This is a genomic window from Streptomyces cylindrosporus, assembly GCF_022698165.1.
GTDB classification, from domain to species: domain Bacteria; phylum Actinomycetota; class Actinomycetes; order Streptomycetales; family Streptomycetaceae; genus Streptomyces; species Streptomyces cylindrosporus.
In genome coordinates this window covers 341,444-354,352 of the sequence record NZ_JALDAY010000009.1, presented here as the reverse complement: position 1 = coordinate 354,352, position 12,909 = coordinate 341,444, and the positions used below count along the sequence as shown (strand labels likewise).

The 12,909-nt window shown below is 71.0% G+C and carries 11 protein-coding genes; 1 reads left to right on the top strand and 10 read right to left on the bottom strand.

Features of this window, described 5'->3' with window-relative positions:
• Positions 1–9: 9 nt before the first annotated feature.
• The gene (locus MQP27_RS30030) at positions 10–1,479 is read right to left on the bottom strand and encodes an aldehyde dehydrogenase family protein (protein ID WP_242769092.1); all 1,470 of its coding nucleotides are present in this window, start codon (positions 1,477–1,479) and stop codon (positions 10–12) included.
• Positions 1,480–1,698: 219 nt separating this feature from the next.
• Here MQP27_RS30030 and purU (MQP27_RS30025) point away from each other — a divergent pair, with 219 nt between their 5' ends.
• A complete protein-coding gene (purU, locus tag MQP27_RS30025; protein ID WP_242769091.1) occupies positions 1,699–2,571 on the top strand; it encodes a formyltetrahydrofolate deformylase in 873 nt (290 codons plus the stop codon).
• Between the two features lie 60 nt (positions 2,572–2,631).
• Here purU (MQP27_RS30025) and MQP27_RS30020 read toward each other — a convergent pair whose 3' ends face one another.
• The 9 genes from MQP27_RS30020 to MQP27_RS29980 all read right to left on the bottom strand — a co-directional run bounded on the left by MQP27_RS30020 (position 2,632) and on the right by MQP27_RS29980 (position 12,907).
• Complete coding sequence (locus MQP27_RS30020; protein WP_242769090.1) at positions 2,632–3,471, bottom strand: methylenetetrahydrofolate reductase; 840 nt, start codon at positions 3,469–3,471, stop codon at positions 2,632–2,634.
• Positions 3,472–3,474: 3 nt separating this feature from the next.
• A complete protein-coding gene (gene betA, locus MQP27_RS30015) occupies positions 3,475–5,145 on the bottom strand; it encodes a choline dehydrogenase (protein WP_242769089.1) in 1,671 nt (556 codons plus the stop codon).
• Positions 5,146–5,283: 138 nt separating this feature from the next.
• Positions 5,284–6,660 carry an aminomethyl transferase family protein gene (locus MQP27_RS30010; protein ID WP_242769088.1) on the bottom strand — a complete coding sequence of 459 codons (1,377 nt, stop codon included), beginning with the start codon at positions 6,658–6,660 and terminating at the stop codon, positions 5,284–5,286.
• A gap of 86 nt (positions 6,661–6,746) precedes the next feature.
• Complete coding sequence (locus MQP27_RS30005; RefSeq protein ID WP_242769087.1) at positions 6,747–7,670, bottom strand: LacI family DNA-binding transcriptional regulator; 924 nt, start codon at positions 7,668–7,670, stop codon at positions 6,747–6,749.
• A gap of 42 nt (positions 7,671–7,712) precedes the next feature.
• Positions 7,713–8,747, bottom strand: a complete 1,035-nt coding sequence (locus tag MQP27_RS30000) for a chorismate-binding protein (protein ID WP_242769086.1) — start codon at positions 8,745–8,747, stop codon at positions 7,713–7,715.
• Positions 8,748–8,771: 24 nt separating this feature from the next.
• Positions 8,772–9,635 carry a bifunctional 5,10-methylenetetrahydrofolate dehydrogenase/5,10-methenyltetrahydrofolate cyclohydrolase gene (locus MQP27_RS29995; RefSeq protein WP_242769085.1) on the bottom strand — a complete coding sequence of 288 codons (864 nt, stop codon included), beginning with the start codon at positions 9,633–9,635 and terminating at the stop codon, positions 8,772–8,774.
• Positions 9,636–9,666: 31 nt separating this feature from the next.
• Complete coding sequence (gene purU, locus MQP27_RS29990) at positions 9,667–10,572, bottom strand: formyltetrahydrofolate deformylase (protein ID WP_242769084.1); 906 nt, start codon at positions 10,570–10,572, stop codon at positions 9,667–9,669.
• Positions 10,569–11,441, bottom strand: a complete 873-nt coding sequence (locus tag MQP27_RS29985; protein ID WP_242769083.1) for a methylenetetrahydrofolate reductase — start codon at positions 11,439–11,441, stop codon at positions 10,569–10,571. Before MQP27_RS29985 ends, purU (MQP27_RS29990) begins: the two co-directional genes overlap by 4 nt.
• A gap of 122 nt (positions 11,442–11,563) precedes the next feature.
• Complete coding sequence (locus tag MQP27_RS29980) at positions 11,564–12,907, bottom strand: aminomethyl transferase family protein (protein WP_242769082.1); 1,344 nt, start codon at positions 12,905–12,907, stop codon at positions 11,564–11,566.
• Positions 12,908–12,909 lie beyond the last annotated feature (2 nt).

Here is a 12,909-nt window from a genome sequence, read left to right as displayed (position 1 = left end):
TTTCGGCGTTCAGCCGCTGAACCAGCGCTGCGGCCGGGGTTGGATGTTCTGCCAGACGTGTTTGGGCTCTCGGTACTCGTTCAGGCCGGTCGGTCCCAGCTCCCGGCCCGTGCCCGAGTGCCCGAAGCCACCCCATTCGGCTTGCGGTACATAGGGGTGGTAGTCGTTGATCCACACCGTGCCGTGGCGCAGCCGCCGGGCGACCCGCTGGGCCTTCCCGGCGTCCTGGGTCCAGACGGCCCCGGCGAGTCCGTACTCGGTGTCGTTCGCGATGCGTACGGCGTCGTCCTCGTCGGTGAAGCGCTCGACGGTCAGCACGGGCCCGAAGGACTCCTCGTGCACCACGCGCATGTCCTGCGTGCACTCGTCGAGGACGGTCGGCGGGTAGTAGTGGCCGTTCGCGAGCGCCGGGTCGTCGGGCCGGGCGCCGCCGCAGCGCAGCACGGCGCCCTCCGCGAGGCCGGCCGCGACGTACGCCTCGACCTTGGCGAGGTGCTGGGCGGAGATCAGCGCGCCGGTCTCGGCCTCGGGGTCGAAGGGCCCGCCGAGACGGATCCGGCGTGCGCGGCGGACGACCTCGTCGACGAACCGGTCGTGCAGGGAGTCCTCGACGATCAGCCGGGCGCCGGCCGAGCAGACCTGCCCGGAGTGCAGGAAGACGGCGGTGAGGGCGAAGTCGACGGCGGTCTCGAAGTCGGCGTCGGCGAAGACGACGTTCGGGTTCTTGCCGCCGAGCTCCAGCGCGACCTTCTTCACGGTCGCCGCCGCGGTGGCCATGATGCGCTTGCCGGTCTCCAGGCCGCCGGTGAAGGACACCATGTCGACGTCCGGGTGCTCGGAGAGCGGGGCGCCCACCTCGGGGCCGGTGCCCAGGACGAGGTTGGCGGCGCCCGCCGGCAGCCCGGCCTCCTCCAGCGCCCGCATCAGCAGGACGGAGGTGGAGGGGGTGAGTTCACTGGGCTTGAGGACGATCGTGTTGCCCGCGGCGAGCGCCGGGGCGACCTTCCAACTGGCCTGAAGCAGCGGGTAGTTCCACGGGGTGATGAGTCCGCACACGCCGACCGGCTCGTACACCACCCGGCTCACCGCGTCGTCGCGGCCGGTGTCGATCACGCGGCCCGCGTCGGTGCCGGCGATGCCGCCGTAGTAGCGGAAGCAGGAGACGACGTCGGCGATGTCGTACTCGCTCTCCACCAGCCGCTTGCCGGTGTCCAGCGACTCGGCGCGGGCGAACTCCTTCGCGTCGCGCTCGATCAGGTCGGCGGTGCGCAGCAGCAGGGCGCCGCGCTCGCGCTCGGGGGTGCGCGGCCAGGGGCCCTCGTCGAAGGCGCGGCGGGCGGCGGCGACGGCCGCCTCGGTGTCGGGACGGGTCCCTTCCGCCACGGTCGCGCTGAGCGAGCCGTCGGCCGGACATCGGATCTCGCGGCGGCCTCCGGCCACCGGTTCCCGCCATTCACCGTCAACGTACAGGTCTGCCACGAGCCAAGCCCTTCAGCCGAAAAGCGTTGCGCATCATGCATCCAATTGCTTGTGGTGGAACACCCTGGCGAATGACCGGACAATCGTCAAGGGGTTGGCGGATGACGATTTCGCCATGCGGGCAGTTGCCCGCCCACCCTTGACCCGGGGCGCGCCCCGAGCCGACCATGTTGCGTATCGCTCACCCAGTTGTGCAATACGCACCGACGGAGGCCGCATATGTCCCCTCGACCTCAGCCCGGCCGTGAGTTCGTCCTCACTCTCTCCTGTCCCGACAGCGCGGGACTGGTCCACGCCGTGAGCGGCTTCCTGGTCCGCAACTCCGGCAACATCCTGGAGAGCCAGCAATTCGATGATCGTCTCCAGGGACGTTTCTTCATGAGGGTCCACTTCGACGTTTCCGATCCAAACGCGAATCTGGAAAATCTGCGTTACCGGTTCGGCCCCGTCGCCGAGGCCCACCACATCACCTGGACCCTCCGGGACGCCTCGACGCCGACCCGGACGCTGATCATGGTGTCCCGGTTCGGCCATTGCCTGAACGACCTGCTGTTCCGGCAGCGTACGGGCTCCCTGAACATCGAGATCCCCGCGATCGTCTCCAACCACCGGGACTTCGAGGGGCTGGCCGAGACGTACGGCATCCCCTTCCACCACGTCCCGGTCACCAAGTACACCAAGGCCGAGGCGGAGGCGCGCCTGCTGGAGCTGGTGCGCGAGCTGGACGTCGACCTCGTGGTCCTCGCCCGCTACATGCAGATCCTCTCCGACGACCTGTGCAAGCAGCTGGAGGGCCGCGCGATCAACATCCACCACTCCTTCCTCCCCAGCTTCAAGGGCGCGAAGCCCTACGACCAGGCCTACGACCGAGGCGTGAAGCTCGTCGGCGCGACGGCGCACTACGTCACCTCCGACCTCGACGAGGGCCAGATCATCGAGCAGGACGTGGTCCGAGTCGACCACTCCCTCGACCCCGGCGAACTGGTCACGGTCGGCCGGGACGTCGAGGCGCAGGTCCTGGCGCACGCGGTGAAGTGGCACAGCGAGAGCCGGGTGATGGTGGACGGCAACCGCACGGTGGTCTTCCGCTGAGCGACCCACCCAGGAGGGGCGGACCGGGATCCCCGGCCCGCCCCTCCCTGTATACGGCGGTCAGCCGCCGAGCCGGTCGATCATCGCCCGGCGCCAGCGCTCCGTCTCGGCGATCTGGTTGAAGGTGAACAGGTGCAGCCCGGCCACGCCCGCCGCAGGCGCCGTGAGCGCCGGTCCCGCGCGCTCCAGCAGCCGCTGCGGCGCATAGCCGCCCGGCGCCGCGAACCGCAGGAACCAGGACGCGTGCTTCGTCAGGAACCGCGTCGACTCCCCCACCCCGATCTTCGTGGCCATCGCCAGCAGCTTCGTCCGCTGCACGGGCCCGGCGACACCCACGTACACGGGCAGGGTGACCTCCCGGCGCCGTATCCGCGCGATCCACTCCCCCAGCACCCGAGGGTCGAAGCAGAGGTTGCTCACGATGTACGTGGCATGCGCGCGCTTGTCCCACATGGCCTGGACGGTGACGTCGTCGTCGATGAGCGGATGGCTCTCCGGGTAGCCGGTGATGCCGACGTGCGCGAAGGGGCCGCCCAGTTCGGTGAGCGTGCGCAGCACCGGCAGGGCGCCGTCGTAGGCCCCGGCCGGCGGGTCGGCGTCACCCGCCGGGACGAACACGTCGTCCACGCCCGCCTCGCGCAGCCGGGCGGTGACCTCCTTGACGTGCACCTCGTCCCGCAGCAGCCGCGCGGGCACGTGCGGGACGACACGGTAGCCGTGCGCGGCCAGCCGCTCGGTGAGGCGGAGCGTGGGCTCCAGGCCCTTGACCGGTGACGCGGTCACGGTGACGACGACGTCGCGCGGGACACGGGCGAGGACCCCGTCCTCGGTGGCTTTCGCCGGCAGCACCTCGTAGCGGACGCTCTCCAGCAGCGCCCGTAGCCCTGTCGCGGCGGCCAAGGTCTACCCGGCCTGCTTCTGGGCGTCGCGGTGGCGGTAGTACGCGGCCTTCGACGGCGCGAGGGGCTCCTTGCCGAGGATCAGGTCGGCGGCCTTCTCGGCGATCATCATCACCGGGGCGTAGATGTTGCCGTTGGTGACGTACGGCATCACCGACGCGTCCACCACGCGCAGCCCCTCGACGCCGTGCACACGCATGCTGGTGGGGTCGACGACGGACATCTCGTCGGTGCCCATCTTGCAGGTGCAGGAGGGGTGCAGTGCGGTCTCGCCGTCCTTGGCGACCCAGGCGAGGATCTCCTCGTCGGTCTCGACGGACGGCCCGGGCGAGATCTCCCCGTCGTTGTAGGGGGCGAGCGCGGGCTGGTTGAGGAGCTTGCGGGCGACCCGGATCGCCTCGACCCACTCTCGGCGGTCCTGCTCGGTGGAGAGGTAGTTGAAGCGCAGCGCCGGGTGCTCGCGCGGGTCCTTGCTCCTGATCTTCACCGAGCCGATGGCGTCCGAGTACATGGGTCCGACGTGCACCTGGTAGCCATGGCCGCCGGCCGGCACGGAGCCGTCGTAGCGGACCGCGATGGGCAGGAAGTGGAACATCAGGTTGGGGTAGTCCACCTCGTCGTTGCTGCGGCAGAAGCCGCCGGCCTCGAAGTGGTTCGTGGCGGCCGGGCCCTTCCGGAAGAGCCACTGCAGCCCGATGAAGGGCGCCCGCCACTTCGCCAGGTACGGCTGCATGGAGACGGGCTGCTTGCAGGCGTACTGGATGTACACCTCCAGGTGGTCCTGCATGTTCTCGCCGACGCCCGGCAGATCGTGCACGACGTCGATGCCGAGGGCGCGCAGTTCCTTTGCGTTGCCGACACCCGAAAGCTGAAGCAGCTGCGGGGAGTTGATTGCGCCGCCGCACAGGATGACCTCCTGGGCGCGGACCTGCTGGGGGGCGCCCTTGCCGCGCTGGTACTCGACGCCGACGGCCTTCTTGCCCTCGAAGAGGACGCGGGTGACCAGGGCGCGGGTCTTCACGGTCAGGTTGCGGCGCTTCCTCGCCGGCTTCAGGTACGCCTTCGAGGCCGAGAGGCGACGGCCGCGGTGGACGTTGCGGTCGAACTTGGCGAAGCCCTCCTGCCGGTAGCCGTTGACGTCGTCCGTCGGGGCGTATCCGGCCTCCTCGGTGGCCTTGAGGAAGGCACCGAAGAGCGGGTTCGTGGCGGGGCCGCGCTCCAGGACGAGGGGGCCGTCGTGGCCGCGGAACTCGTCGTCGGGGTCGGCGGCGAGACAGTTCTCCATGCGGCGGAAGTAGGGGAGGCAGTGCGCGTAGTCCCAGGTCTCCATCCCGGGGTCGGCGGCCCAGCGCTCGTAGTCCATGGGGTTGCCCCGCTGGAAGATCATGCCGTTGATGCTGCTGGAGCCGCCCAGCACCTTGCCGCGGGCGTGGTAGACGCGCCGGCCGCCCATGTGGGGCTCGGACTCGGACTCGTACTTCCAGTCGTAGAAGCGGCTGCCGATGGGATACGTCAGCGCCGCGGGCATGTGGATGAAGACGTCCCACGGGTAGTCGGACCGGCCTGCCTCCAGGACCAGCACGCTGTTCGCCGGATCCGCGGAGAGCCTGTTCGCCAGTGCGCTGCCGGCCGAACCGCCGCCGACGATGACGAAGTCGTATTGCAGGGGAGCCATGGTGCCTCGTCTCGCTCGCGCCGTAGATACGCGACGCATGCTAATACCAGTAGCGCTATACGCACTAGGTTGCGAGCAACGCAACTTACAAGGCCATCGTTTCGCTCCGGTTACCTGCGGCGGTGCGGCTGGCGCGGCTCAGACCTGCGAGGACGGCGGCGCGGACACGTCGGTGCGCCGCCGGTCCGGCTTGAACGGCAGCGCCGTCACCGTCGCCCTGACCTCGCGCTGCGCGGTGCCCGGCCGGCCCCACAGCACCCGTACGTCCGTACCGGGCGCCGCGTGGGCGGGGTCGATCACGCACAGGGAGATGGTCGACCGCAGGTTCACGCTGACGGTCCGGCCGGTGGACACGCCCACCCGCCGGCCGCCGGCGAGCACCTGGTCGAACACCGGGCCCCGGCCGCGCGGCAGCTCCATCGGGTCGGGCAGGTCACCCCCGCCGAACGGAGCGGCGAGGATACCGGCGACGTCCTCGGCGTTCCAGCGCAGGCCCACGAGGGTGCGCTGCGGTTCCCCCTGGGCGGCGTCGGCGGCCAGCGCGTCCCGGCCCTGGAAGTCACGGTCGGGAAGGCCCTTGCGGAAGCCCCAGCCCAGCTCTCCCGGCTTGCGGAAGTAGTCGGTGACGCCGCCCTCCGGCACGAAGCTGCCACCGGGGATTCCCCTGCGGAACTGCCGCGGCGCGCCGGGCGTGAGAATGGAGGCCGGGAGGTAGTCGAGGCCGTTCGTGGCGATGCCCGCCTCGATGTGCTGCACCGGCTGGGACCTCAGCCCCAGCTGCCGGATCCCGAAGCGCTCGCCGGCGGTGACGGTGGCCGACCAGATCTCGTTGGCGTGCTCGCTGGGGCCGTGCAGTTCGTAGCCGAGCTCGCCCGAGATGCCCGTGCGCAGGACCCGGACCGGGACTCCCCCGATCTTCGACATACGGCTCCGGCTGAAGGCGATGTCGCGCAGGCTCTCCCCCGTCAGCGCCTCCAGCGTGCCCAGGGCCGCCGGGCCCTGGACGCCGAAGATGAACCGGTCGGGGCTGACGTCCTGCACCTCCGCGTCCCAACTCCCCTGGCCCAGCTGCCAGATGAGCCAGTCCCCGCTGCCCGCCGTGTACAGGAACTCCTCCTCGTCGAGGCGGCACACGATTCCCTCGGAGGCGACCCAGCCGTTCTGGTCGAGCTGGACGTGGTGCTTGATCTGGCCCAGCTCGAAGCGGGACAGGTCCCGCATGCCCAGCCAGCCGAGGAAGGCCCGCGCCTCCCGCCCCCGGACGACGACCTTGTGCAGGGACGACCAGTCCCCGACGTAGCAGGAGGTGACGTGCGCGCCGCACTCCTCGACCCAGTTGGTGTATTCGAGCGGCAACAGCGTCTGGGCGAAGTAGCCGTAGGCGCCGGGAGCGTTGCTCTTGTCCTGGGCCGCGGCGGCCGGGCTGAAGTACGGCGGCCGTTCGGCGACGAAGGGGGCGTCCTGCATCCGCAGGACCGCTTCGTACGTGCTGCGCTGTGCCTCGGCGATGCCCATGGGGGCCTCCATCCGGTGGTGAAGAGGTGACTGAATCGATTAAGCGACAGGGGTGGCTGTGCGCGGTGCGCCATCCCTGAGTGCGGTCAGACCGACGCGCGGGCCACGATGTGTCCGGGCACGGGCGCCAGTCCCCCGCTGTCGATGCCCAGGGCGTTGCGGGCGGCGATCCGGCCGAGGATCTCGGCGTCGATGTGGACCGTGGTGAGCGCGGGCGTGGACAGGGAGCCGTGCTCGGTCTCGTCGAAGCCGATCACGGCCACGTCCTCGGGCACCCGGCGTCCGAGGTCGCGGCACGCGGTCAGGGTGCGCAGGGCGATGTCGTCGTCGAAGGCGGCCACGGCGGTCACGTCCGGGTGCTCGGCCAGGAACGCCTCGACGGCGACCGCGCTGGCCTCCCGGGGCCGGGGCACGACGAAGCGTTCGAGGGGCGGCAGCCCCAGACGCCGGGCGGCCTCCCGGGCGAAGCCGAGGCGGGCCTCGGTCAGCGGGAACTCGTGGTCGGGCAGCGCCATGGCGATCCGGGTGTGCCCCCGTTCGGCGAGGTAGGCGATCTGCAGGGACGCGTTGGCGGCGAACCCGTTCTCCCAGTCCTCGGGGGGCTCGAGTCCCTGCATGTAGACCTCGCCGAGCCGCAGCACGGCCCTCGGCGCGATGGCGTCGAGGATCTTCTGCGTGGACTGCGGTGCCCCGTGCCCGTGGCGGACCAGGAGGACGTGGTCGTGTTCGGCCAGTTCCTCGTCCAGGCCCTGGACGTAGCTGCGGGAGAAGTTGCCCTCCATCCCGTGGTCCACGTGGAGCACCACGATCCGCGAGGACCCCTCGCGCAGGGCGCGGGCGATGCCGTGCACGACGTAGCCCAGGTCGTGGGCGGCGTCCAGGACGCGCTGCCGGGTCGCCGCGGAGATCGTCTGCCGTGGGTCGTCGTTGAGGACGAAGCTCACCGTCGCCCGGGACACGCCGGACGCCTTGGCCACGTCGTTCAACGTCACCCGGCCTGAACGACCCATGCCGGCACACCCCTCTCAAACGATCAAGCCTGAACGACCAGCCTACGGGAGCGGATCCGGATGTCCCACCGACGCGATGGCCAGCAGCCGGCGTGCCTTCAGCTCCGTCTCCTCCCACTCCCGCTGCGGGTCCGAGTCCCAGGTGATGCCGGCTCCGGTGCCGAACTTCAGGAGTCCTTCGGCGCGGTCGATCCAGAAGGTGCGGATGCCGACGGCCAGTTCGCCCCGTCGGCGGTCGGCGTCGACCCAGCCGATCCCACCGCAGTAGGGGCCGCGGGGGGCCGTTTCCAGGGCTTTGATGATGCACAGGGCACTCTCCTTCGGTGCGCCGGTGACGGAACCCGGCGGGAACGTCGCCGCCAGCAGCTCCGGCCAGCCCACGCCGTCGCGCAGTCGCCCGCCGACCGTGGAGACGAGGTGGACGAGGCCGGGGTGCTTCTCCACGACGCACAGGTCGGGCACGGTCACGGAACCGGTCGCGCAGACGCGGCCGAGGTCGTTGCGGACCAGGTCGACGATCATCACGTTCTCGGCGTGGTCCTTCTCCAGCAGGTCCGCCTCGGTGCGGCCGGTCCCCTTGATGGGTCCCGACTCCACGCACCCGCCATCGCGACGGAGGAAGAACTCCGGCGAGGCGGTCGCCACCTCCACGCCGTGCTCCGGGAGCCGGACGACACCGGCGTACGGCGCCGGGTTGTGCCGTGCCAGGAGCCCGGCGAGGGCGGCCGGGTCGGCACCGGGGTCGACGGGAGCGGACAAGACCCGGCACAGGTTCGCCTGGTAGACCTCACCGGCCGCGATGTGCTCGCGGATGCGGGTCACTCCCTGCTGGTACGCGGCACGGTCGAGCGAGGTGGACCAGGCGTCGGCGGGCGGTCCGTGCCACAGCGCCGCCGGAAGGTCGCGGTCACCCGCCCGTCGTACGTCGCGGAAGCGGGCGCAGGTCAGCCGGCCCTCGAAGTCGGCGACCACGGCCCAGAAGCCCTCGGAGTCCAGCGCCGCCGGGTCCGAGGTTACGTCGACGAGACCGGTGGCGAGGCGCCCGCCGAGCCGGGCCATGGGCGGCGGTCGGTCCATCGCGTGCCTCCTGTCGGTGTCCGGTCACGCCGCCACGGCCTCGCGTTCGGCGCCCCACCGTGCGGCACGCAGCGTGTTGACCAGCAGCATGGCGATGGTCATGGGGCCCACGCCGCCGGGCACCGGGGTGATGCGGTCGGCGATGCCGTCGAGTTCGGCGGAACGGACGTCGCCGGCCAGTCCGGAGGGCGTGCGGTGGATGCCGACGTCGATGACGACCACGCCGGGGCGGACGTGTTCGGGGCCGACGAGTCCGCGCACGCCGGTGGCGACCACGACGATGTCGGCGGCCCGGGTGACGGCCGCGAGGTCGGTGGTGTGCTCGTGGGCCACCGACACGGTCGCCCCGCGGCTGAGCAGGAGCTGGGTCAGGGGCTTGCCGACCAGCTCGCCCCAGCCGACCACCGCGACGTTCGCTCCCCTGAGCGGGATGTTCTCGGCGTCGAGCAGTTCGAGGACGCCGCTGGGGGTGCAGGGCCGCAATCCGCGCTCGCCGCGGGCGAGTCGGCCGGCGCTGGCGGTGGTCAGGCCGTCGACGTCCTTGGTGACGGGGATGCGGTTGATGAGCGCCATCCCGTCGAGGTGCCGGGGCAGCGGGAGTTGGAGCAGGATGCCGGAGACCTCCGGGTCGGCGGCGAGGGCGTCGATCACCTCGGCCACGTCGTCGTGGGTGGCGTGGTGGGGCAGATGGCGGTGGAAGTCGCGCATGCCGGCTTCCTTGATGGCCCGGCGTTTGGCGGCGACGTAGACGGCGCTGGCCGGGTCGTCGCCGACGAGGATGGTGGCCAGCCCGGGGACCGTCCCCGAGAGCGCGGCGGCGGCGACCTCTTCGGCGACCTGCTGACGGATGCGCCGGGCGATCCGGCTGCCGTCGATGGTGGTTGTCATGGTGGCGAACCGTTTCTCGGGGCCGGCCCCGTCAGGCGAAGACGATGGTGTGGTTGCCGTCGCGGATGACCCGGTCCTCGGCATGCCACAGCACCGCACGGGAGAGCACCGCGCGTTCCACGTCGGCGCCGCGGCGGGTGAGGTCGGCGGCGGTGTGGGCGTGCGTGACACGGACCACGTCCTGCTCGATGATCGGGCCCTCGTCGAGGTCCTGGGTGACGTAGTGCGCGGTCGCGCCCACCAGCTTCACGCCCCGCTCCTTGGCCTTGGCGTAGGGGCCGGCGCCGATGAAGGCGGGCAGGAAGGAGTGGTGGATGTTGATGATCGGCACGCCGACGTCCTCGATGAAGGCGCCGGAGAGGATCTGCATGTAACGGGCCAGCACGACGAAGTCGACGTTGCCCTTCAGCAGCCGCAGGTGCTCCGCCTCCGCGGCGGACTTGTCGGCGCCCTGGCAGGGCACGTGGAAGAAGGGGATGCCGAACGAGCGGACCTCCTCGGCCACATCGGGATGGTTGGAGATCACCATCGCGACGGTGACCGGGAGTTGGCCCTGGCGGTGGCGCCACAGCAGGTCGAGCAGGCAGTGGTCGGACTTGGACGCGAAGATCGCCACCCGCTTGGGCACCGACAGGTCGCGCAGGGTGTAGCGCAGCCCGAACCGGTCGACCAGCTCCTTGTCCAGATCGGCCCGCAGGGCGGGCAGCTGGGCCTGGAGGCTGTCGAGGCCGAAGACGGTGCGCTGGAAGAAGGCGCCGCCCTGCGGATTGTCGGAGTACTGGTCGAGGGAGACGATGTTCGCGCCGTGGCCGCTGAGCACCGAGGTCACGGCCGCGACGATGCCCGTCGCGTCGGCACCCTGCACGATGAGGCAGGCCTGCTGCGCGGTCGCCCCGCCCGTCGACGTACGGGCCGGAGCGGTTTGCGTGAGGGTCATGCTGCGCTGTCCTTCCGGAAGCGGGCGGCCCACTCGGAGGTGGCCCTGAGCCCGCCGAACGTATAGAAGTGAATCTTCAACTCCCCGTGCCGAGCGGGGTCGTAGGCGGCCGCGAGGTCGCGCAGGAAGCGGTCCGGTCCCGCCGTGCCCATCAGGTTGGTGATCGAGAACCCGTATTTCCTGACGACGGAGGCGCTGGTGCCGACGCCGAACCGGGCGGCGTACGACATGAGCCGGCGCACTCCGGCCGGGCCCGGGACGCCGATCCTTACGGGGACCGAGATGCCGCGCCGCCGGACCTCCTCGACCCAGGCCAGCACCGGGTCGACGTCGAAGCCGAACTGCGTGATGACGCTGCCCTCCAGCGGCTGCGCGGCGAGGGCGGCGTGCTTGCCCTGCAGCGCCGACCACAGCGTCGGGCCGTCGATGGCGGGATGGCCCTCCGGGTATCCGGTGATGCCGACGTGCCGTACGCCGTACTCCTGCAGCAGTCCCGTGTCGATCAGGGACAGCGAGTCGGCGTAGGGGCCCTCGGGGTAGGCCGGGTCGCCGCCGACGAGGAAGACGTTGTCGGAGGTGCCGTCGGCCTGCAGGCCCGCCAGGAACCGCTCGAAGTCGTCGCGCGAGCCGAGCCGGCGGGCGGATATGTGCGGCACGGGGACGAAGCCGAGCCGCTTGACCGCTCTGGCCGCCGCCAGCCGCATCTCCAGGTCCTCGTTGCCGAGGAAGGTGACATTGATCCGGGTGCCCTGGGGGATGGAGTCGCGGGCCTCCTCCAGTTTGGGCACGTCCTTGCCGGTCATCTCCAGGGAGAAGTCCTCGAGGAGTGCGGTGCCGACCGCTGTCCGTACCGTGTCGGTGGGGTTCATCTCTTGCGTCTCGCTTTCTCGCCTGCCGGGGCCGGGTCCACGGGCCCGGCCGGGGGCACCGCCGGCGGACCCGTCGACCTGGTGCGGACGTCGGGTCCGGGCGGTGCGGTGGGCGGTTTGTGTCAGCGGTTACGGCGGTAGAGGGTCCGCGCGTGCTCGTTGAAGGGCGACGGCTGCACGGTGGCGCGGATGCGCGGGAAGCCGAGGTCCGCCTCGGGGTCGGTGCCGGAGCCGGGGTGCTCGCCCCAGACGACGGTGACCTCGGTGCCCGGCGCCGCGTGTTCGGCGTCGATGAGGGTCTGCGCGAGGACCGTGCCGACCGGGTCGATCGAGGCGCTCTGCATCGTCATGCCGACGAGACCGGTGGCGGACTCGACCCGGTGCCGGGCGTAGGAGAGGACGAAGCCGGGGTCCTGTCCCTCGCCGAGGACCGTGCGCACGTCCTCGGGGTCGAGGACGAGGGTGACCTTCCTGCGGCGCGGCTCGTCCTTGGCCTTCAGCAGGGCGTCCCGGCCCACGAAGTCGTGGGCGAAGTGGATCAGCTTGCCGTAGCCGAGCTCGTACGGGGAGACGTAGTAGTCCTCGATGTCCTCCGAGAAGAGGCTGCCGTTCAGCGGGCGCTTGCCCTCGATGCCGAACAGGGGCAGGTGCGCGCGGTATTCCGCGAGCTCGGGGTCGGTGTAGATGCCGGGAACCGGCGAGGGGATCCAGCCGCTCTCCACGCTCGGCGTGGCGTAGGCCAGCGCGCCGACCTGGATCAGGCCGAGCGGCTCGCCCGCCTTGAGGAACGCCTCGTGGACGTGACCGGCGTGCTCCCACGGGCCGATGAACTCGAAGCCGGCCTGGCCGGCCATGCCGTGGCGCAGCGCGCGGAACGCGCGCCCGTCGAGGGTGACCGGGGTGGAGTGGAAGAACTTCGTCTCCGGCAGCGGCCCGCCGAAGACGTTCTCCACCAGCTCTGCGGCGAGCGGGCCCTGGATCTGGTAGCGGAACAGCTTCGGGTCGCCGCCGCCGGGGCGGAAGGCGGAGGAGGCGTCGGTCTCGAAGGCGACGTCGTAGCCGCCCTTCTCCGCGTGGTACTGCACCCAGTGCTGGGCGGCGGGGATGCCGGAGAGCAGGTACTTGTTCTCGCCCTCGCGGGCGAGGATCCCGTCGGTGACGATGTTGCCGCGGGAGGTGACGGGCACGTACTGCTTGGCCTGTCCGATCGCGAACTTCTCGAAGTTGTTGACGCCGTGGTCGGCCAGTACCCGGGTAGCGTCCGGACCCTCGATCCACATGTCGTACATGTGGTGCGAGAGGTTGAGGAGGGCCACGCCCTCGTGCCAGGCGGCCTGCTCCTGACGCCAGCCCGTGTACTCGCGCTCGACCACTTCCGGCGTCCACGGCTCGGCGTTCGGCTGCCACAGCAGCCTGATCGGCGATCCGGCCTTGTCGATGCCGTCCTGAAGGGAGGGGATTGCCATTG